Source organism: Williamsia sp. 1135 (assembly GCF_002095395.1).
Classification (GTDB): domain Bacteria; phylum Actinomycetota; class Actinomycetes; order Mycobacteriales; family Mycobacteriaceae; genus Williamsia.
On sequence record NZ_MJEI01000094.1, the window covers coordinates 1 to 20,662 of the forward strand.

Below are 20,662 nucleotides of genomic sequence, written 5' to 3' on the forward strand. Positions count from 1 at the left end.
CGGCGAGGGACTTCTTGATATTCTCGGCAATGGTTTGGTCGATCTCAGACATCAGGACTCCTGTGCGGTGTGTGGGTGCACGATCAAGACAGTGCGAGACTTGGTATTTTCAGCAGCTTCCAAGGGGGCACTCGGCACTTCGATGTGCTGCGTTCGGCCTGACACCAATTACAGGTGCGGATTATTTCTGGATGGTCACGCCGGGACTAACAAGGTGTTTCATAGTGCTCTCAGCACCTCGGCAGAGGGTCTGAGAAGCCGCGTTCTCAGTCTTCGGTGAATCTCAGCCTCGCAGCTTGACACATGAGTACAGTGGCATGAGTCATAGTAGTTGCATGGTCGGGTGCTGCATCACAGCCGCGGCCGCGAGCAGAGAGTCACCGCGATGAAAACAAAGGCTGCAATCCTGACCGAGCTGAACACCGATTGGAAGATCGACGAGATCGACCTCGGCGACCCGGTTGCCGGAGAGGTGCAGGTCAAGCTCGCCGCGTCCGGCCTCTGCCACTCGGACGCACATGTCGTCGACGGCTCGAGCCCGATCCCGATTCTTCCGGTGCTCGGCGGCCACGAGGGTGCGGGCGTCATCACCAAGGTCGGCCCCGGTGTCTCAGGCCTCGAAGAAGGCGACCACGTCGTCCTCGCATTCATCCCCGCCTGCGGCACCTGCCCGTCGTGCGCCAAGGGTCTGCAGAACATCTGCGATCTGGGTGCAGGCCTGCTCACCGGACAGGCGATATCCGATGGCACGTTCCGCGTCACCAAAGACGGTGCGCCCGTTGTCCAGATGTGCCTGCTCGGCACCTTCGCCCCGTACGTCACCGTGCACCAGGCATCGGTGGTCAAGATCGAGAAGGACATCCCCCTGGACAAGGCGGCCCTGCTCGGCTGCGGCGTCTCCACCGGCTGGGGTTCCGCCGTGGACATCGGCAACACCCGTCCCGGTGACACTGTGGTGATCGCGGGGATCGGCGGCGTCGGGATCAACTCGGTCCAGGGTGCGGCCTACGCCGGCGCACGCCACGTCATCGCGATCGACCCCGTTGAGGACAAGAGGAAGAAGGCGCTCGATTTCGGAGCAACCCACACCTACGCGACGATCGAAGAGGCCGCCGCCGAGCTCCCCGATCTCACGTGGGGCGCCATGGCCAACACCGTCATCCTGACGATGGGCGTGGTCAAGGGCGAGTACGTACAGCAAGGTCTGTCGTTGGCCGGCAAGGGCGGCCAGGTCATCGTCACCGCGATGGGACCCTACGACCAGGTCGATGCGCACCTCAATCTGTTCGAGCTGACGCTGCTGCAGAAGCGGGTCCAGGGTGCGATCTTCGGTGGCGTCGGCCCCCGTACCCAGATCCCGAAGCTGCTCAATCTCTACCGCAGCGGCGCCCTCAAGCTCGACGAACTGGTGACCACCACCTACAAGCTCGAGGACATCAACCAGGGTTACCGCGACATGGCCGCAGGCAAGAACCTCCGCGGTGTCGTGATCTACGGAGACGACGACTACTGATCAACCCGCGCCGACTCGGCGCGACCCTTGAACGCCATCAGCGGCGACCGGCAAAGGCCGGTCGCCGCTGATTTTTTGTGCGCCGGCGCATTCCGCCGACCGTGCCGATATCGCCGAGCCCGACCGTTCGGCAGCCACCACAGCGACGTGCTGCGAGAACGCAATTCTTCAATCAAAACATTAATGTTGGTCACATTCGAGCGCTACACTCCAATCCTAACAAGGATAGCAATGATTGAAGAAGTGCAGCTTCTTCGACGAATGGAGGCCCACCTTGACGCAGGCGGCCCGCTACACCGGCACGACATCGATCACCCTCGCCGAAGGGTGGAACCTAGAGCGGGTCACCGCACCCAGCCGGCTGTTCGGCGCGAACGGCATCCGGACCGGCCCGGACGGTCGCATCTACGTCGCCCAGGTGGCGGGCAGTCAGATCAGCGCACTCGACCTCGACACCGGGCAGTTGGAGACGATCAGCGCCAAGGGCGGCGACATCGTCGCTCCTGACGACGTCGCCTTCGCACCGTCGGGCGACATGTACATCACCGAGTACTACGACGGCCGGGTCAGCGTGCGCAGCCCCGACGGCGGCACCCGCCTGGTCCGCGACGACCTCCCCGGGGCCAACGGCATCACCATCCACCAGGGCAGGCTCTTCGTGAACGAGTGCCGCGTCGGCGGCCGGCTGATGGAGATCGATCCGGCGGGCGGCGCGCCGCGGGTACTGCTGGACGAACTGCCGATGCCCAACGGCATGGAGGTCGGACCCGACGGCAAGCTCTACTACCCCCTGCTCGGGACCAACGACATCTGGCGCATCGACCCCGAAGGAGGCGAACCCGAGCGTGTCGCAGGCGATCTCGGGGTACCCGACGCCGTGAAGTTCGACTCCGAGGGCTTCATCGTCTCGACCCAGGTCGCTTCGGGACAGGTGCTGCGGATCAATCCGCGCAACGGCGATCAGACGGTGCTCGCGAGTTTGAGCCCCGGGCTCGACAACCTCACATTCGTGGGCGACCGGCTCTTCGTCTCCAGCTTCACCGGTCAGATCACCGAGATCCTCGGTGGCGGCGAGACCCGCACCGCCCTGCCCGACGGTTTGACCTGGCCCCTCGACATCACCGTCGGAGGAGACGGCACCCTCTACATCGCCGACGGCACGTTCCTGCTCGCGAAACCGCGCGGCGGTGAATTGCACACGTTGGGCATGCTTTTCAGTCCCGGCTATCCGGGCTACATCCGAGGCCTCACCGCCACCGGCGATGGCGAGTTCATCGTGACCGGCAACGGCACGGTGTCGCGGTACCACCCGGCGAGCAGCGAGAGCGAAGTCCTGGTCGAGGGACTCGACCAGCTCTACGGCGTCGCGGTCTCGGCCACCGGCGCGATCGCGGTCGCCGACCTGGGCACCGGCAAGGTGTACTCCGTCGAATCCGGGAACGCGACCGAGCTCGCAGGCGGACTGGCCGACCCGACCGGCGTCGCGTTCACCGCCGATGGCACCCTGCTCGTCTCCGAAGCCGGTGCGGGACGCATTGTCTCGGTGACCAGTTCGGGGGTCGACACCCTGGTCGATGGACTCGAACGCCCCCAGGGCATCGTCGTGGTCGGCAGCACGCTCTACATCGTCGACGTCGACGCCAAGGCACTCGTCGCGTTCGACCTCGAGTCGAAGGCCAGGCAGACACTGGCACAGAACCTCCCCGTCGGCGCACCCCCCGGTGTCGAACCCAAGCCGCTCGTGGGCCTCGCGCCGTTCTCCGGCCCCCAGGGGCCCTACGCCGGTATCGCCGCCGACGCCGAGGGGACGCTGTACATCTCGGGCGATGCGGAAGGCAGTGTCCTGGCTCTGCGGGCGGGGAGCTGATCGTGGCGCAGGATTTCATCGGACTCGAAGGCAAAGTCGTTGTCGTCTCTGGGGCGGCAGGCGGTGGCATCGGAACATCGGTGACCCGCATGGTCGCCCGCGCCGGCGCCACCGTGATCGCGGTCAGCCGCTCGGAAGACAACCTCGGCAAACACATCGAGCCGCTGGCTGCCGAGGGCCTGTCGGTGATCCCGGTGGCCGCCGATGCCTCCACCGACGAGGGGATTGCGGCCGTCCTGCATGAGGTCCGGCGGACCGAGGGAGATCTACACGGTCTGGTCAACGTCGCCGGCGGAGCCGGGCCGGCGACCTGGATGCCCGCCACCCGCGTCACCCGGGCCGACTGGCGGGATCTGTTCACCCAGAACCTCGAGACGATGTTCTTCATGAGTCAGGCCGTGGCGGCCGAACTCAAGTCCGCGGGTAAGCCGGGTTCCATCGTCTCGATCTCGTCGATCAGCGGGATGAACACAGCCCCGTTCCACATCGGCTACGGCACCGCGAAAGCGGCATTGGTTGCCGCAACCCGCACGATGGCAGTCGAATTGGCGACCGACGGGATCCGCGTGAATGCCATCGCTCCGGGCGTGACCGCGACTCCGGCGTCGCTCATGTACGTCGACGACGACGCCGATCGCGACCAGCGAGCCATCGCCATGGGTCGCCCCGCGGAAATCCGGAGGAGCAGGCCGGGGCCATCCTCTTCCTGCTGTCAGATCTCTCGACATACATCACCGGGCAAACCCTGCTGGTCGACGGCGGCGTCAACCTCAAGTGGACCCACATGGGCGCCGACCACACGTCGCTCTTCCTCAAGGACGAGTCGTTCCGCGCAGCCATGACGCGGTCGTAACAACAATTTTCAACGGGAGAAGGTCATGACCGACACTGTCGAGAACGCCCAGAAAACAGACGCCGAGACACCGGCGACGACCCCGCTCACCATCGGCGTCGACGCCTACCTGTCGCCGGAATACGCGAGGGCAGAAGCCGATCTGCTCTGGTCGAAGGTGTGGCAGCAGGTCGGCCGGATCGAGGAGATCCCGAAGGTAGGCGATTACCTCACGTACGAGGTCATGGACGACTCGATCATCATCACCCGTACCGGGCCTGACAGCTCCGATGGCACCCCGAGTCTCAGCGCCTATCACAACGTTTGCTCCCACCGTGGGCGCCGGCTGGTCGACAGGCCATCGTGCGAACATGAGGCACGCGGCAACTGCCGCGCCTTTGTCTGCGGCTTCCACGGGTGGACGTACGACCTCGAAGGCAACAACACCTGGGCCGCCGAGAAAGAGGACTGGCCGACCGGATTGACCGACAAGCGAACCAGACTCACGCCCGTACAGGTGGACACCTGGGGCGGCTGGGTGTGGATCAACATGGATCCCGACGCCGAACCGCTGCGGCAGTATCTCGAACCGGCGGCGACCCTCCTCGACCCGTTCGGGCTGCAGAACATGCGGTACCGCTGGCGGAAATGGCTTGTGTTCGACTGCAACTGGAAGGTGGCACTCGAGGCGTTCATGGAGACCTACCATGTGCCGTACACCCACCCCGAGTTCCGGAAGTTCGGCACCTTCCTGGGCTGGTCGCGGTACCAGGGCCGGCACAGCAACATCGGCTACGACGCACCCAAGGGCATGGAGGAGAACCAGGCGAAGCTCCGCGTCGCCGACGGACCCGACGCACGCCTGTCGACCATCGAGCTGCAGAACTTCACCTGGGAGAACGCCAACACCAACACCACCCGCACCCTCGTCGATGCGGCGGAACGGCTGACCGACGAACTCCCCGCAGATACCCCGCCGGGCGAGGTACTGCGGCACTGGCTCGCCTCGGCCAAGAAAGACGACGCCAACCGTGGAGTGGTGTGGCCGGAAGTCGACCCCGAGGTGATCGCCAAGAGCGGCACCGCGTGGCAGATCTTTCCCAACTTCCAGATCGGGCACGCGCTGAACAACATGCTCTGCTACAGCGCACGCCCGTACGGGGACGATCCGGACAAGTGCATCTTCGAGGCCGCTGTCTACGAGTTGTTCCCCGAAGGTGAAGAGCCCGAGACGAAGTGGGAATACACACCCGAGGACGATCCCGGGTGGCGGACCGTGCTGCCGCAAGATTTCTCGAACATGGCCGCGGTCCAAAAGGGCATGAAGGCACGCGGGTTCACCGGCCCCAAGCCCAACCCCTATCGCGAGCGCAGCATCGTCAACCTGCACCACAACCTGGCTATGTACATGGGCACCGGCGCGCCCACCGATCTCGACTGACCATCCATCTCCCCATCTGCCCGAACCCCCGAGTCAAGGAATCACCATGCAGCCCTGCGCACCTACGCAGACTCCCGAGGTCGACATCCCCGCCCTCCGCGAGAAGTACCTCCTCGAGCGCGACAAGCGCATCCGACCCGACGGACAGCAGCAGTACCTGGAGGCCGAGGACGACTTCTCGGAGTTCTACGAAGGCGATCCCCACACACCGGTGGTGCCGCGGCAGCCGATCACCGACGACATCGAGGTGGTGATCCTCGGTGGCGGGTTCTGCGGTCTGATCACCGCGCAGCGCCTGCAGCAGGCGGGGGTCACGGACTTCAAGATCATCGAACTGGGCGGCGACTTCGGCGGTGTCTGGTACTGGAACCGCTACCCCGGCATCCAGATCGATTCCGATGCCTACTGTTACCTCCCGCTGCTCGAGGAGACCGGCTACATCCCGAAAGAGAAGTTCTCCAAGGGTGACGAATGCTTCGAACACGCCCAGCGCATCGGCACGCATTTCGGGCTCTACGACAACGCGATCTTCCACACCCTGATCCGCTCACTGGAATGGGATGGCGAGATCAACCGCTGGCAGATCAGCACAAACCGGGGCGACGAAATCCGTGCGCGACACGTCATCCTGTGCCAGGGTCCCTACAACCGGCCGAAGCTACCCGGCATCCCAGGCATCAAGGACTTCAAGGGGCACACCTTCCACACCGCCCGTTGGGATTACGAGTACACCGGCGGCACCCTGCACGGCGATCTCGACAAGATCGCCGACAAGAATATCGCGGTCATCGGCACGGGATCCAGTGGTATCCAGGCGATCCCGCACCTGGCCAAGGGTGCGAAGCACTTGAACGTCTTCCAGCGCACCCCGTCCTACATCTTCGAGCGGGCCAACTATCCGACCGACCCCGAGTGGGTGGCGAGCCTGGAGCCTGGGTGGCGGGCGGCGCGCCAGCGCAACTTCCACAACGCGGCCTTCTCGTTCTACTCCCCCGGCGAGCCCGACCTCATCTGCGACGGTTGGACCGAGGTCTCGCGCAACATGGCCGCGAAACTCAACGCGACCGAGAATTTCTCGGGCTGGGCGGCCTTGGCCGATCCGGCGAAGTTCATGGAGCTCAAAGAGATCGAGGACTACCGGGCGGTGGAGCGCCTGCGGCAGCGCGTCGAGCAGATCGTCGAGGATCCGGCGACCGCGGAACTGCTGAAGCCCTACTACCGCAACATGTGCAAGCGGCCCGTCTTCAACGATGAGTACCTACCGACGTTCAACCGTCCCAACGTGACCCTCGTCGACGTGTCGGAGACCAAGGGCGTCGAGCGCATCACCGAGAAGGGATCATCGTCGACGGCGTCGAGCACGAGTTCGACTGCATCGTCTTCGCCAGCGGCTTCGAGATCACCACGGCCCTTGACCGACAGTTCGACATCAAGCCGTTCGCCGGCCGCGAGGGGACCTCGCTGTACGACCACTGGGGCAAGGGTTCCGCACGCTGCACGGGGTGATGGCTCACGGATTCCCGAACCACTTCGCGACCGGATTCGTCCAGGGTGGCGTCACCGCGTCGACGACTCTGATGTTCGAACAGCAGGCCGATCACATCGCCTACATCATCAAGGAAGCCCAGGACCGTGGGGCCACGTACGTCGAGCCGACCGCGGAGGCCGAAGACGAATGGGTCGCGACGATCCGGGCGAACTCCGTCGACAACAGCACCTTCACCTCCGAGTGCACCCCCGGTTACTACAACAGCGAGGGAGAGCCGAACGGCCGGTCCTTCCTCGGTGATCCGTTCTGGGGCGGGTTCTACGAGCTCACCGAGTTGCTGCAGGCTTGGCGCGACACCGGAGAACTCGAAGGCCTGGTGCTCGAGAAATGACCGGACAGCAAGAACCCGAGCTCAGGTTCGACGACCGGGTTGCCGTGATCACCGGCGCAGGCAGGGGGCTGGGCCGCGCCTACGCCCTGCTGCTCGCGTCGAAGGGCGCCAAGGTCGTCGTCAACGATCCCGGCGCCGCGATCAGCGGGGAGAGTATCGACGCGGGTCCGGCCGACGACGTGGTCGCCGAGATCCGAGCCGCCGGCGGTGAGGCCGTGGCCAGCACCGCGTCTGTGGCCACCCCTGACGGCGGCAAGGCCATCGTCGACACCGCGATCGAGCACTACGGCAAGATCGACATCCTCATCCACAACGCCGGCAACAATCGCTATGCCTCCCTGGCCGAGATGTCATACGAGGACTTCGACGCCGTGCTCGACGTCCACCTACGGGGCGCCTTTCATGTTGTCCGGCCCGCATTCCCACTGATGCGCGATGCCGGATATAGGCGCATAGTGCTGACGTCGTCGATCGGTGGCATCTACGGCAACAAGAACGTCGCCAATTACGGCGCGGCCAAGGCCGGAATCATCGGCCTGTCCAACGTCGCCGCGCTGGAGGGTCACGAGCACGGGGTGATGTCCAACGTCATCGTGCCCGCGGCGCTGACGCGGCTCGCCGAGGGGCTCGACACCTCTGCGTACCCACCGATGGGACCTGAGCTGACGGCCCCTGCGGTCGGCTGGCTTGCACACGAGAACTGTTCGATCACAGGAGAAATGCTGGTGGCGATCGCCGGCAGGGTCGCACGGGCATTCATCGCGGAGACACCCGGCGTCTACCGGCCGTCCTGGACCATCGAGGAGGTCGGCGAGCAGATGGCCGCCATCCGCGACACCAGCGACCCGTGGATTCTCCCGGTCGTCCCGTCGGCCCACGTCGACCACATCACCAAGAGCTTCGCGACAGCCATGGAGGGCAGCGCACATGTCGGTTAAAGTCTACGAACGCATCCTCGACCTCTTCGAGGCCGAAGGCATCAACACCATCTTCGGTATCCCCGATCCCAACTTCGTCCATCTCTTCCACCTCGCCGAAGAGCGCGGCTGGAATGTTGTTGCGCCCCATCATGAGGAATCCGCAGGCTTCATGGCCGAGGCCGTCTCGCGGATGACCGGCAAGGCCGCGGTGTGCATCGGCACCCTCGGCCCCGGTATCGCCAACCTCGCCGGCGCCATCATGTGCGCCAAGGTCGAGAACTCGCCGGTCATCTTCCTCGGTGGACAGCGTGCCCGCATCACCGAACAGCGGGTCCGTCGCGGTCGGATCCAGTTCGTTCAGCAGTCGGCGCTGGTCGAGGCGTCTGTGAAGTACAGCGCCAGTATCGAATACGCCGATCAGACCGACGACATCATCCGCGAGGGCCTACGCAAGGCGCTCTCCGGAACCCCCGGCCCGGTGTACATCGAGTACCCGTCCCACGTCATCCAGGAAGAACTGGACGTGCCGCCGGCCCTGCCGCCGAAGGCATACCGTCTCGTCGGACAAACTGCGGGCCAAGCTCAGATCGATGAGGCCGTCCGCCTGATCGGCGCGGCGAAGCAACCCCTTCTCCTGGTCGGTCACGGTGTCCACACCACGCGCGCGGGCGCCTCGGTGAAGCAACTCGCCGACCTGCTCGCCTGCCCGGTCATCCAGACCTCCGGCGGCACGTCGTTCATCGAAGGGCTCGAGGATCGCACGTTCCCCTAAGGCTTCTCGACCGCAGCGGTCGACGCGGTCGTCACATCCGACCTCTGCCTGGCCATCGGCACCGAACTCGGCGAGCCCGTCCACTTCGGTCGCGGCAGGCATTGGGTGGCGAACGAGGCCAATCGCAGCTGGATCTACATCGAGCAGGACCCGGCAGCCATCGGAGTGAACCGGTCGATCGATGTGCCCCTGGTGGGTGATCTGCGGGCCATTGTCCCGCAGCTGGTCGACGCGCTGAAGGAATCACCGCGTACCGCAACACCAGAGCTGGCCGCCTGGATCAAAGAGGACGCCGCGCAACTGGCCGAACTCGCCGAGACCGCTCCGTCGGGGATGTCGCCCGTCCACCCGGCCAGGCTCATCGTCGAGGCCACCAAGGACTTCCCATCCGACGGCATCATGGTCCGCGACGGCGGCGCCACCACCATCTTCGGCTGGACGTACTCGCAGGCCAAACCCCATGACGTCATGTGGAATCAGAACTTCGGCCACCTCGGTACCGGCCTGCCGTACGCGGTCGGGGCCGGTGTCGCCGACGGCGGCAAACGCCCGATGATGCTGATCACCGGCGACTCGTCATTCCAGTTCCACATCGCCGAACTGGAAACGGCTGCACGCCTGAACCTCCCGCTGGTCTGCGTGGTCGCCGTCGACTACGCCTGGGGCCTGGAGGTCGGTGTCTACAAGCGCACCTACGGCCAGGGGTCGCTCGAGACCGGCGTCCACTGGAGCAGCGACACCCGGCTCGACAAGGTCGCCGAGGGCTTCGGCTGCTACGGCGAATACGTCGACCGCGACGAGGACATCGCCCCGGCCATCAAGCGCGCCTACGCCAGTGGCAAACCGGGTGTCATCCACGTCGCCGTCGACCCGAAGGCCAACTCGGAGGAGATGCCGAGCTCGACGAGTTCCGGACCTGGTACGCCGAGGGCCAGCAGTGATCCCTCGTCCCGTTGCACAACAAGAGAGTTAGGACTCCTCATGCGTGAATACACGAAGCTCTTCATCGACGGCCAATGGGTCGATCCTGCGAAACCCGCGACCCTTGATGTCATCAACCCGGCAACGGAAGAGCTCGCCGGCACCGTGGCCGTCGGATCATCGGCCGATGTCGACAAAGCTGTCGCTGCGGCGCGCCGCGCCTTCACGACCTGGTCGACCACACCCGTCGCCGACCGAGTCGCGCTCCTCGAGAACATCGCCGCGGAATACCAGCAGCGTGCAGGCGATCTCGGTGCGGCGTTGACCGAACAGATGGGCGCTCCGAAGGAACTGGCGAACGGTTTTCAGATCAACCTGGGTGCCGGACATCTCGCGACGGCCATCGAGGCGCTCAAGGCGTACACCTTCGAGGAGCAGCAGGGCAGTTCTCTGATCGTCAAAGAGCCGATCGGCGTCTGCGGCCTGATCACCCCGTGGAACTGGCCGCTGAACCAGATCGCCGTCAAGGTGTTCCCAGCGCTGGCGACCGGCTGCACGATGATTCTCAAGCCGTCTGAACGCTCCCCGTTCACCGGGCAGATCTTCACCGAGATCCTCGACGCCGCAGGGGTTCCCGCGGGTGTTTTCAACCTCGTGCAGGGGACGGTCCTGGCGTCGGCGTACCGCTGTCGAGTCATCCCGACGTGGACATGATCTCGTTCACCGGCTCCACGCGTGCCGGCATCGACACCAACGCGGCCTCCGGGGTCAAGCGGGTCACCCAGGAACTCGGCGGCAAGGGCCCCAACATCGTCCTCGACGACAAGGACTTCGCCGAGAACGTCGGCAAGGGCGTTGTCACCATGATGCTGAACTCCGGGCAGACCTGCAGCGCACCGTCGCGCATGTTGGTTCCGAGCGAGCGCATGGAGGAGGCGATCGGCGTTGCGAAGGAAGCTGCGGCGTCGGTGACCGTCGGAGATCCGAACGGCGACTTCGCCATCGGTCCGGTGGTCTCGAAATCACAGTTCGACAAGATCCAGGAGCTGATTGCCCAGGGCATCGCAGACGGCGCGACGCTGGCCGCCGGAGGTCCCGGCCGTCCAGAGGGTATCGACAAGGGCTTCTTCGTGCAGCCGACGGTGTTCGCCGACGTGAAGAACGACATGACCATTGCCCGCGAGGAGATCTTCGGCCCGGTCCTGACGATCCTGGGTTACGACAGCGTCGACCACGCGATCGAGATCGCCAACGACACCGAGTACGGTCTCGCAGGCGCTGTCGCAGGTGCCGACCTCGAACTCGCCCGGTCGGTGGCCCGGCGCATCCGCTCGGGATCCGTTGCCATCAAGGGCGGATTCGACTTCAGTGCTCCGTTCGGCGGATACAAGAAAAGCGGAAACGGCCGGGAATGGGGTGCATTCGGGTTCGAGGACTACCTGGAGGTCAAGGGAATCCTCGGCTACGCACCGGACGAGGCCTGAGGGAGAGGAGAACGACCATGAGCACACTTGCCGTCGAACGGCTCACCGACACCGTCGGGGCCAAGCTGTTGGACATCGACGCCGAGCGATTACGGAACGACTACGACCTCGCGGATGCGGTGGCGGAGGCACTCGAAACCCATTCGGTGCTGCTGTTTCCCCAACTCGATGCCGACGACGAGACCCTGGTCGAGTTCTGCCGGAAACTGGGCACCCTGATCAATTTCTCTCATCTGCCCCCGGCAACCGCCGAGGTGATGGAGATCAGTTTAGACCCCAGTAATCCGAATGCGGAATACTTTGCCAGCAAATGCTTTTGGCACATCGACGGCCTGCTCGACGAGATCGCCCCGAAGACGTCGATGCTCACCGCACGGGTGACCTCCGCCGAGGGTGGTGAGACGGAGTTCGCGAGCACCTACGCGGCGTACGACGCGCTGACCGACGACGAGAAGACGCGATTTGCCGACCTTCGGGTGGTGCACACCTTCGAGGCCATCCAGCGGCTCACCTACCCCGATCCGACACCGGAGCAGGTCACCGAGTGGGCGTCTCGCTCGGTCCGCGAACATCCCCTGGTGTGGGAACACGATTCGGGTCGACGTTCTCTCGTGCTGGGTGCCAAGGCTTCTCACATCGTCGGCATGGACCTCGACGAGGGTCGCACTCTGTTGCGGGAACTGCAAGAACGCATCACGGCACCGGAGCTCGTGTGTCAGCACAGTTGGTCAGAGGGCGACACGGTGCTCTGGGACAACACCGGACTCGTTCATCGCGTCCGCGACTTCGATCGAAGCAAGCCACGCACCATGCATCGGTCCACCGTCAAGGGTCAGGAGAAGATCAAATGAGCGGTCATACTGCCATCGTCACCGGAGGCGCGTCGGGTATCGGCGAGGCCATCGCCCGGCGCCTAGCTGCAGACGGCGATCTGGTCGCGATCTTCGACATCAACGAGAAGGCCGCCGAGGCCGCGGCCCTGTCGATCGAGAACGCCGGCGGCAAGGCGGTCGGGCTCGGCGTCGATGTCACCGACCGTAGTCGCATCGATGCAGGTGTCGGCGAGGTCAAGGCACGACTCGGACGTCCGACCGTCCTGGTGAACAGCGCCGGTGGGACGCTCGCCGGGCCGTTCCTCGACATCACCGCCGACACCTGGGACCGTGTGCTGGCACTGAATCTGTCGAGTACCTTCCACTGCTGTCAGGCCGTCATCCCCGAGATGCTCGAGGAGGGCTGGGGCCGCATCGTGAACATCTCCTCGTCGAGTGTGCACAGCGGCTCTCCCGGACTCGCCGGTTACGTCACAGCGAAATCCGGTGTGGTGGGACTGACCAAAGTGCTGGCGCTCGAATTCGGCAGGCGTGGAATCACTGTCAACACCGTTCCTCCCGGATTCATCGACACCCCGATGCTGCGCGCCACCGTCGAGTCGGGAATGGTCGACGTCGATGCACAGGTCGCCAAGACCCCGGTGGGCCGGATCGGGCAACCCGAAGATGTCGCGGCGACGTGCGCCTTTCTCGTCAGCGAGGAAGCCGGCTACATCACCGGTCAGATCATCGGCGTCAACGGCGGACGAAACACGTGACGGCCAGGATTTCGCCTGCGCTGCGGGCGGATTGGTCGCCGGAGATGACCGCGTTCGTCGACGGGTTCCGATCGGCGGTCGCGAGCGCCGGACCGGAAGAGGGTCGGCAGGCGGGCGACAATCTGCTCGGCACCCTCGCTCGCTATCCGGGTCTGTCGATGGCGTTCCTCACCTTCAACCGGCATCTGCTCTCGGAATCAGCGCTCTCGGTACGCCAGCGGGAGTTGCTGGTACTGAGGGTCGCTCGCATCAAGCGGTCGGACTACGAGTGGGCCCAGCATGTGATTCTCGCCGATCGCGCCGGGATGACGACCGACGAGATCGCCGCCGTGGCGGAAGGACCGGAGGCCCCTGGTTGGTCGGCGATCGACCGTGCCCTGCTGCAGTCGGTGGACGATCTGCTCAACGACGGCGCCATCGGCGACGCGACCTGGGCCGTCCTGGCCGGTGAGTTCGGGGAGCAGAAGCTGATGGACGTCGTGTTCACCGTCGGCTGTTACTCGATGCTCGCCATGGCGCTGCGCAGCTTCGGCGTCCAACCCGAGGAAGCGCTCGTACCGTTCCTCCCCGCTCCCCAACCCCACTGACCCGCCGAGCGTGCCAAAACCACCCTCGACCGTGCCAAAATTGCCGTCGACCGTGCCAAAGTTGCATTGCACGGAGGAGTCGGCACAGTCAGTGGTCGGATCGGCACGGTCGGCGACTGGCCCACGGGGTGAACGAGGACGCGCGCATAACGTTCCTCCCCGTCCTTCACCCCCGCTAGCCCTCCGTCGAACTTGCCAAAATCACCGCCGACTGTGCCAAAGTTGCCTCCTACGCAACCGATTCGGCACGGTCGGCGCGTCGGATCGGCACAGTCAGTGGTCGGTTCGGCACGGTCGGCGGTGGTATCGGCACTGTCCGTGGTCCGTTCGGCACGGTCGGCGGCAGTTTTGGCACGGTCGGCGGTCGGATCGGCACGGTCGGGGTTGGTCAGGTGTTGGTCCACACGGGAGCGCGCTTTTCGGCGAACGCCCGTGGGCCTTCTTGCGCGTCGTTGCTGGTGTAGCACCGTTCCGACGCCGCGCGGGCAGCCTGCAACGCGGCTGATCGGCCCATCTCGGTGGCCAGCATGACGGTCTCGCGGGCTGCCTTCACCGACAGCGGCGCACCGACGAGGATCTCCCTCGCCAGGTCGATTGCGCTGTCCAGCAGAGCCTCCGGCGCGGCAAGTCGATTGACCAGGCCGATCTCGTACGCCCGTTCAGCGGTGATCGGCTTACCGGTCAGCAGGATCTCCATCATGATCCGTTGCGGGATCATGTGTATCAGAGGTGAGGCCCATGGCGAGCTGCGTCCCACCTTGACCTCGGTGACCGCGAACTTCGCACCGGTACTCGCGACGCAGAGATCACAGGCCTGGGCGATCATCCAGCCTCCCGCGAAGGCTGCGCCGTTGACCGCCGCGATGGTGGGCTTGGAGAGTTCTACGGTGTCGTAGGGCAGTGGGAACATGTCCCGGGGCGGAACCTGCATGCCGGTCCGGACCATCTCTTTGAGGTCGCCGCCCGCACAGAATGTGTCGCCGGCACCGGTCAGGATCCCGACGCGCAGCGACGAGTCGGCCTCGAATCTGTACCAGGCGTCACGCAAACCGTCGCGCACGTCCGAGAACAAGCAGTTCCGCGTCTCGGGACGGTTCAGGGTGATGACGGCGATGCCGTCGTCGCGAGCGTCGAACAGGACGGCATCACCCATCTAGAAGCCCCTCTGCTGAATCGTGTGCGCATCGCGGGCCAGGTCTTCCTGAAAGTCCGGGTGCGCGATGGCGATCAGCCGTTTGGTGCGCTCGCCGAGCGACTGTCCACGCAGTTCCGCTGCGCCGAATTCGGTGACGATGATGTCGACATCGCTTCGCGGAGTGGTGACCGGACCCGACAACGTGGTCGTGATCCGGCTGATCGTGCCACCTTTGGCGGTGGCGGGCAGCGCGATGATGGCGTGCCCGCCGGGGGAACGGGATCCTGCCCGGACGAAATCCAGTTGGCCGCCGGTCCCACCCAGATAAGACGAGCCACTCTGCTCCGCATTGACCTGGCCGGTGAGGTCGACCTCCAGAGCGGAGTTGATGGTCACCAGCTTGTCGAGCTGTGCCATGACGGCCGCGTTATGGGTGTAATCCGTGGTGCACATACGGATCTGGGGATTCTGGTGGGCGTACTCATATAGCCGGCGGGTGCCGATCAGCGCCCCCGTGATGGTCACACCACGATCGATCCGCTTGCGGGCGTTGGTCACCGCTCCCGCCTCGATCAGGTCGACGAGACCGTCTCCCAGCATCCCCGAGTGGACGCCTAGATCGGTACGGTCACGCAACAAGCGCAGCATGGCCTCGGGGACCGCTCCGATCCCCATCTGGATGACCGAACCGTCGCCGATGTAGGCGGCGGCATGTTCTGCCATGGCGAGGTCGGTGTCACCGATCGGTGCCGATCTCACCTCCACCGGCGGCCGCGAGACGTGCACCGCGTAGTCAATCTTGCTGCGGTGCAGTAGTTCACCGCGGGTGTAGGGAACCTGGTCGTTGATCTCGGCCACGACCACCCGGGCCCTGGCGACCGCTGCCTGGACGTAGTCGCTGATCAGTCCCAGACTGTGGTTGCCGTCGGCATCAGCGGGGCTGACCTGGATCAGCGCGACGTCGCAGCCGAGTGCGCCTGCGACGATCATCGGTCCGACCTGACTGACATGACACGGAATGATCTGCAGTTCATGAGCTTTGGTCATCGAGCGCAGCGATCCCATCGCGCCCATGCTCGACAACTCGAAGCTCGCCGCCGAGTTCGGGGTGAAAAGTCCGGAGAAGCTGGTGGCGATGAAGGCTGACAGCCCACCGACGCCGCCGCCCTGTTCGATCAATGCCTCGATCAGGGTGGTGGGCTCACCGCATGCCTGCCCGACGACGATGCGGTCACCGGGTGCCGAGAACTGGGCCAGATCGATCCCGGCAACGTCCGCCACCACTGTCATGCCCGACCGCCGGCGCTCAACAACGCCTTCGCCCGGGCCAGATGCGGCCGGTCGAGCATGGCGCCGCGGTGGCCGATGGCCCCGACCCCCGGATTGGCCGCAAACAGGTCGACGATCTCCTGTGCGGCTTCGAGTTCGCCGATCGACGGGGTGAACGCCTCGTTGATGACGTCGACCTGCGCGGGGTGGATGGCCAGCATGCCTCGGTAGCCGTCGCGGCGGACCTTCTCTGCCCGCGCGCGTAGTCCGTCGAGATCCTTGAAGTCTCCTGCGATCGTCTCGATGGCGAGCACACCTGCGGTCGCCGCGCCGAGCAGGCACATGCTCCGCACGAGTTCGTACGTGAAACCGTAACTCCCGTCGGTATTCCGGTTCTCGCTTGCACCCACCGCGTCGGCCAGGTCTTCCGCACCCCAGGTCAAGGCGACCACCCGAGGCGCGCCGCGATAGGTGCCCGTGGTGAACATGGCCTCGGCGGTCTCGGTCACCAGCACGATCACCTTCGTCGCACCCGGCTCGATGCCGGCCGCCACCTCCAATGCCGACAGATAGTGGTCGAGCAGTTCGACGTCCTGGCGACCGCGCGACTTGGGCAACATGATGCCGCCCGGTCTCCCCGGGACGATCGCCGCGAGATCGGCCAGCGTGTGAGGTCCGTCGAGCGGGTTCACCCGCACCCACAGCCGCGTTCGGTCCGCCTCCGACCGAGCGCTGAGAAAGCCGGCGATGAGAGTACGTGCCGCGGGCTTTTCGTCCTCGGTGACGGCATCTTCGAGATCGAAGATGACGACGTCCGCGGGTCCTGCGGTTGCCTTCTCCATCTTCTTGACGCTGTCGCCCGGCGCGAACAGCCATGATCGAGCACTGAACGGACTCTGGCTCATGTGGTTCTCCGGCTCTGGTCCAACTCGTCGCGGACATCATCGTTGTGGGCGCCGAGTCGCGGCGCCGGTCCCGCCACCCGACCGGGCGTCCGGGAAAACCACGTCGGCGGTCCGGGGAATCTCACCGGCCCGTTGGGCGAATCGACCTCCTCGAAGAACCCGACCGCCTCGAGGTGCGGATTGTCGAAGAGTTCGTCGAGGGTGCGCACCGGCGCGGCCGGAATGTCCCGCGAGCGAAACAGATCGAGCCATTCCTGCGTGGTCCGTTCGGCAAACGTCTCGGCCAGCAGCCCGTAGACCGTGTCGATCTGACGCGCCCGTTGCTCCAGAGTGGCGTAGTGCTCCCCCGCCCACGCCGGGTTCACCGCGTCGATGAACGCCGCCCACTGTTTGTCGTTGTAGACCAACGCCGAGATGTGACCATCTTTAGTGCGGTACGGCTTTCGGTTCGGTGACACAGCGCGCGGATATCCGGCAGGCGCGAGCGGCGGGTCGAACATCGCGCCTCCCGCGTGCTCGACCAACATGAAGGCGGCCATGGTCTCGAACATCGCAACCTCGACCTCCTGCCCTTCCCCGGTGCGTTCTCGGTGGTAGAGGGCCATGGTGGTGGCGTACAGCGCCGTCATCCCGGCGACCTTGTCGGCGATGATGGTGCCCACGTATCCGGTCTCGCCGGTCAACTGCTGCTGCACATACGGCAGTCCGCACTCGGCCTGGATGGTGTCGTCGTAGGCGGTGCGCCCGGAATCCGGTCCGCCTCGGCCGTAGCCGTAACAGTTCGTGTAGATGATCGACGGATTGATGGCGGCGACGTCGTCGTACGCAAATCCCAGTGCCGCGACCGCCGTCGCGCGCATGGAGTGGATGAAAACATCGCTCTGCGCGATCAGTTCGCGAAGCACGGACGCACCTTCTTCGGTCCGCAGGTCCAGCACCACACTGCGTTTGCCGCGGTTGACGTTGGCGAACACGCCGCTCATGCCCGGTTCGGGCCCGACGGAGATGTACCGGGTGTTGTCACCGGCCGGCGGTTCGACCTTGATGACCTCGGCCCCCATGTCGGCCATGATCTGGGTGCAGTACGGACCCATCACCATGGCCGTGAGGTCCACGACGCGCAACCCCGCGAGTGGGCCCGTGTGCTTCATAATTTCACGCTATCAGGTCAATGTTTACAAGGATAGTGGTATTAGTAACGGGTGACCACAATGCGGACGATCGACAAAATCCTCGACACCGCCCTCGCAGAGCGCCCGGACGCCCCGGCCATCGAGGCCGTGTCCGGGATCTGGTCTTATGCAGAGCTCGATGATCAGGCCCGACGCGCTGCGGGCGCCCTGTGGTCGCTCGGTGTCCGGCCCGGCGATCGGGTGGCGGCCTGCCTGCCCAACGATCTGGGCATCGTCGCGGCTTTTCACGGCACCCAGCGGATCGGGGCGATCTGGGCCGGGATCGGCGAGGCGCTGGCCGCCGGCGAACAGGAGCAGGTACGCGAGCTGTGCGATCCGAAAGTGGTTCTCGCAGGGCCCAAGTGTCAGATCGACTCCGCGAGCGCGGTGGATCCTGAACGCTGGGCAGACCTCCTGGCCCGCGACGAGTCGGCGCCACTTGTCGATGTCGACATCGATGCACCGGCCGGAATCGCTTTCACCAGTGGGACATCGGGGACGCCAAAGGCGGTCGTGCACAGTCAGCGCAACCTGTTGCTCCCGGGTGCGGTGCTCGGCGCCACCCGCGGCTGGGGTCCGGACCTGCGCAAGGGCGACAGCTTTCCGCTGACCATCCTCAACCTCATGGTCTTGTCCACGCTGCTCACAGCTCAAGTCGGCGGCTGCAGCGTGATCATGAATCGACGCGATGTCGACGGCGTCACCGAATGGATCTCGACTCGCAAGATCACCGTGTGGAACGGGGCGCCCGCGCAGCTCTACGACCTCGCCCGGCGCAGCAACGTCGATCTGTCGTCGCTGCGTGAGGTGTGGAGCGGCGGCGCCGACACCTCCGATGCGCTGCGCGACGAGTTCGCGCGAGCGCACGGCCTGGTCCCGAGGGCGACGTATGGACTCACCGAGGCCCCGACCGTCGTGTCGATCGATCCGCCGGGACGGGACTGGCGGGCAGGCAGCAGTGGCCGGGTCCAGCCGCAGTACGACGTCGCGGCCTACGACGACGACGGCAAGCGGCTGCCGGCCGGCGAACTGGGCGAACTGCGGCTGACCGGAGCCACCGACGGACCATGGGCCGACGAATGGCGACCTCTGCTCGGCTACTGGGAGAACGGCGCTGTCCGGCAATGGGAATCAGGCCCGTTCGCCACCGGCGACGTCGGGACGGTCGACGCCGAGGGGTGGCTGACCGTCCTGGACCGCAAGAAGCTCGTCATCATCCGAGGCGGTGCCAACGTCTACCCGCTCGAGGTCGAGCGGGTCATCGCTGCCCACCCTGATGTGACCCGCGCGGCGGTTTATCCCGTCGCCGACGACCGGCTGGGCCAGCGGGTGGCGGTGGCGCTCGAGAGCCCCGTTCCGCTCGATATCGCGGCTCTCGACGACCTGTGTCGTCGCGAACTGTCGCCCTACAAGGTCCCGGAGATCTGGGCACAGGTGGCGGAACTCCCTGTCAACGCCATGGGCAAGGTGCAGCGGCCTGGTCTCGCCGAATACGTTGATGCCCAACGTATCGCGGACATCGAACAGGGAGCGGAGCGGAGCCCGACCATGATGCTGCGGGGCACCACGTGAGCGGCACGGACATGTTCGACCTCGACGGCCGGGTCGCCGTGGTCACCGGCGCCTCGTCGGGACTCGGGGTGGCGATCGCGGAAGCCCTGGCGTCGGTGGGCGCTCGGGTCGCAGTGGTCGCTCGCCGCGCCGACAAACTCGCCGCCGTCGCGAAGCGCATCGGCGGAGTGGCCATCGCCCGAGACCTGTCAGATCTCGACCAGGCCGGTTCGGTGATTCCCGCAGTCGTCGACGCCCTCGGTCCACCGGAGATCCTCATCAACGCTGCCGGCAGCATGTTCACGGAGGAGAGGGCCGAGGCCGAACCGCGCGTCGCCATCGAGCAGACCCTGGGTCTCAACCTCATCGCGCCATTCTTGCTCGCGCAGGCCGCATTTCCGCACATGGTCGAAGCCGGACGCGGCTCGATCGTGAACATCTCGTCGATCAGCGGACGCGTCGGAATTCCCGGTATCCCCCAAGCGTCGTACGCGGCGAGCAAGGCCGGCCTGTCCGGGCTCACCGCCGAGCTCGCGGTTCAGTGGGCGCGGCACTCGATCCGAGTGAACACCGTGGCACCCGGGTTCTTCCGGAGCGAGATCACCGGTCCGCTCTACGACAGCAGCAAGGCCGCCGAATACCTCAGGCGCAACACACCCCTGCCCAAAGAGGGTTCGGCACAGGACATCGTGGGCGCCGTGCTGTGGCTGGCGGGCGATGCGGGGAGCTATGTCACGGGCCAGACCATCGTCGTCGACGGGGGCTGGACGGCACGCTAGCAAGTATTGCAATCCTTGTGAGGATTGAAGTAATGTCGGCCAC

General features: G+C 65.4%; 13 protein-coding genes and 4 pseudogenes. 13 read left to right on the forward strand and 4 right to left on the reverse strand.

From position 1 onward, the window contains the following. The first annotated feature begins 385 nt into the window (after positions 1-385). The 11 genes and pseudogenes from BFL43_RS14115 to BFL43_RS14165 all read left to right on the forward strand — a co-directional run bounded on the left by BFL43_RS14115 (position 386) and on the right by BFL43_RS14165 (position 13,808). Positions 386-1,513, forward strand: a complete 1,128-nt coding sequence (locus tag BFL43_RS14115) for an NDMA-dependent alcohol dehydrogenase (protein ID WP_084893268.1) — start codon at positions 386-388, stop codon at positions 1,511-1,513. 274 nt (positions 1,514-1,787) lie between these two features. Next, positions 1,788-3,380, forward strand: coding sequence for an SMP-30/gluconolactonase/LRE family protein (locus tag BFL43_RS14120; protein WP_240498267.1), 1,593 nt, complete (start codon positions 1,788-1,790; stop codon positions 3,378-3,380). Next, positions 3,380-4,233: pseudogene (locus tag BFL43_RS14125) on the forward strand (SDR family oxidoreductase). The gene BFL43_RS14120 and the pseudogene BFL43_RS14125 overlap by 1 nt, the downstream one beginning before the upstream one ends. A 25-nt stretch (positions 4,234-4,258) precedes the next feature. Next, positions 4,259-5,653, forward strand: a complete 1,395-nt coding sequence (locus tag BFL43_RS14130; protein ID WP_084893169.1) for an aromatic ring-hydroxylating dioxygenase subunit alpha — start codon at positions 4,259-4,261, stop codon at positions 5,651-5,653. Positions 5,654-5,699: 46 nt separating this feature from the next. Further along, positions 5,700-7,533, forward strand: a pseudogene (locus BFL43_RS14135) (NAD(P)/FAD-dependent oxidoreductase). Then, on the forward strand, positions 7,530-8,471 hold the full coding sequence (locus BFL43_RS14140; RefSeq protein ID WP_084893170.1) for an SDR family NAD(P)-dependent oxidoreductase: 942 nt from the start codon (positions 7,530-7,532) through the stop codon (positions 8,469-8,471). The pseudogene BFL43_RS14135 and the gene BFL43_RS14140 overlap by 4 nt, the downstream one beginning before the upstream one ends. Beyond that, a pseudogene (locus tag BFL43_RS14145) lies at positions 8,461-10,166 on the forward strand (thiamine pyrophosphate-binding protein). Before BFL43_RS14140 ends, BFL43_RS14145 begins: the two are co-directional and overlap by 11 nt. 40 nt (positions 10,167-10,206) lie before the next feature. Next, positions 10,207-11,630: pseudogene (locus tag BFL43_RS14150) on the forward strand (aldehyde dehydrogenase family protein). Positions 11,631-11,647: 17 nt separating this feature from the next. Further along, positions 11,648-12,481, forward strand: a complete 834-nt coding sequence (locus tag BFL43_RS14155; protein WP_084893171.1) for a TauD/TfdA family dioxygenase — start codon at positions 11,648-11,650, stop codon at positions 12,479-12,481. Next, a complete protein-coding gene (locus tag BFL43_RS14160) occupies positions 12,478-13,221 on the forward strand; it encodes an SDR family NAD(P)-dependent oxidoreductase (protein ID WP_084893172.1) in 744 nt (247 codons plus the stop codon). The genes BFL43_RS14155 and BFL43_RS14160 overlap by 4 nt, the downstream gene beginning before the upstream one ends. Continuing rightward, the gene (locus BFL43_RS14165; protein WP_240498255.1) at positions 13,218-13,808 is read left to right on the forward strand and encodes a carboxymuconolactone decarboxylase family protein; all 591 of its coding nucleotides are present in this window, start codon (positions 13,218-13,220) and stop codon (positions 13,806-13,808) included. The genes BFL43_RS14160 and BFL43_RS14165 overlap by 4 nt, the downstream gene beginning before the upstream one ends. 388 nt (positions 13,809-14,196) lie before the next feature. Here the strand turns inward: BFL43_RS14165 and BFL43_RS14170 are convergent, their stop codons facing one another. The 4 genes from BFL43_RS14170 to BFL43_RS14185 are packed head-to-tail and all read right to left on the reverse strand — an operon-like array spanning position 14,197 to position 18,268. Then, positions 14,197-14,961 carry an enoyl-CoA hydratase-related protein gene (locus BFL43_RS14170; protein ID WP_084893174.1) on the reverse strand — a complete coding sequence of 255 codons (765 nt, stop codon included), beginning with the start codon at positions 14,959-14,961 and terminating at the stop codon, positions 14,197-14,199. Then, a complete protein-coding gene (locus BFL43_RS14175) occupies positions 14,962-16,233 on the reverse strand; it encodes an acetyl-CoA hydrolase/transferase C-terminal domain-containing protein (RefSeq protein ID WP_084893175.1) in 1,272 nt (423 codons plus the stop codon). Next, positions 16,230-17,117 carry a CoA ester lyase gene (locus tag BFL43_RS14180; protein ID WP_084893176.1) on the reverse strand — a complete coding sequence of 296 codons (888 nt, stop codon included), beginning with the start codon at positions 17,115-17,117 and terminating at the stop codon, positions 16,230-16,232. The genes BFL43_RS14175 and BFL43_RS14180 overlap by 4 nt, the downstream gene beginning before the upstream one ends. After that, the gene (locus BFL43_RS14185; RefSeq protein ID WP_084893177.1) at positions 17,114-18,268 is read right to left on the reverse strand and encodes a CoA transferase; all 1,155 of its coding nucleotides are present in this window, start codon (positions 18,266-18,268) and stop codon (positions 17,114-17,116) included. Before BFL43_RS14185 ends, BFL43_RS14180 begins: the two co-directional genes overlap by 4 nt. Before the next feature lie 60 nt (positions 18,269-18,328). Between BFL43_RS14185 and BFL43_RS14190 the strand changes: the two genes are divergently transcribed. Next, positions 18,329-19,861: a class I adenylate-forming enzyme family protein gene (locus tag BFL43_RS14190; RefSeq protein WP_084893269.1), complete on the forward strand. Its 1,533-nt coding sequence runs from the start codon at positions 18,329-18,331 to the stop codon at positions 19,859-19,861. Continuing rightward, a complete protein-coding gene (locus tag BFL43_RS14195; RefSeq protein WP_240498256.1) occupies positions 19,858-20,619 on the forward strand; it encodes an SDR family oxidoreductase in 762 nt (253 codons plus the stop codon). Before BFL43_RS14190 ends, BFL43_RS14195 begins: the two co-directional genes overlap by 4 nt. The last annotated feature ends 43 nt before the right edge of the window (positions 20,620-20,662 follow it).

Coding starts and splice junctions, on each gene's coding strand:
- BFL43_RS14115 (WP_084893268.1), top strand. CDS start 386: ATGAAAACAAAGGCTGCAATCCTGACCGAGCTGAACACCGATTGGAAG.
- BFL43_RS14130 (WP_084893169.1), top strand. CDS start 4,259: ATGACCGACACTGTCGAGAACGCCCAGAAAACAGACGCCGAGACACCG.
- BFL43_RS14140 (WP_084893170.1), top strand. CDS start 7,530: ATGACCGGACAGCAAGAACCCGAGCTCAGGTTCGACGACCGGGTTGCC.
- BFL43_RS14155 (WP_084893171.1), top strand. CDS start 11,648: ATGAGCACACTTGCCGTCGAACGGCTCACCGACACCGTCGGGGCCAAG.
- BFL43_RS14160 (WP_084893172.1), top strand. CDS start 12,478: ATGAGCGGTCATACTGCCATCGTCACCGGAGGCGCGTCGGGTATCGGC.
- BFL43_RS14170 (WP_084893174.1), bottom strand. CDS start 14,961: ATGGGTGATGCCGTCCTGTTCGACGCTCGCGACGACGGCATCGCCGTC.
- BFL43_RS14175 (WP_084893175.1), bottom strand. CDS start 16,233: ATGACAGTGGTGGCGGACGTTGCCGGGATCGATCTGGCCCAGTTCTCG.
- BFL43_RS14180 (WP_084893176.1), bottom strand. CDS start 17,117: ATGAGCCAGAGTCCGTTCAGTGCTCGATCATGGCTGTTCGCGCCGGGC.
- BFL43_RS14185 (WP_084893177.1), bottom strand. CDS start 18,268: ATGAAGCACACGGGCCCACTCGCGGGGTTGCGCGTCGTGGACCTCACG.
- BFL43_RS14190 (WP_084893269.1), top strand. CDS start 18,329: ATGCGGACGATCGACAAAATCCTCGACACCGCCCTCGCAGAGCGCCCG.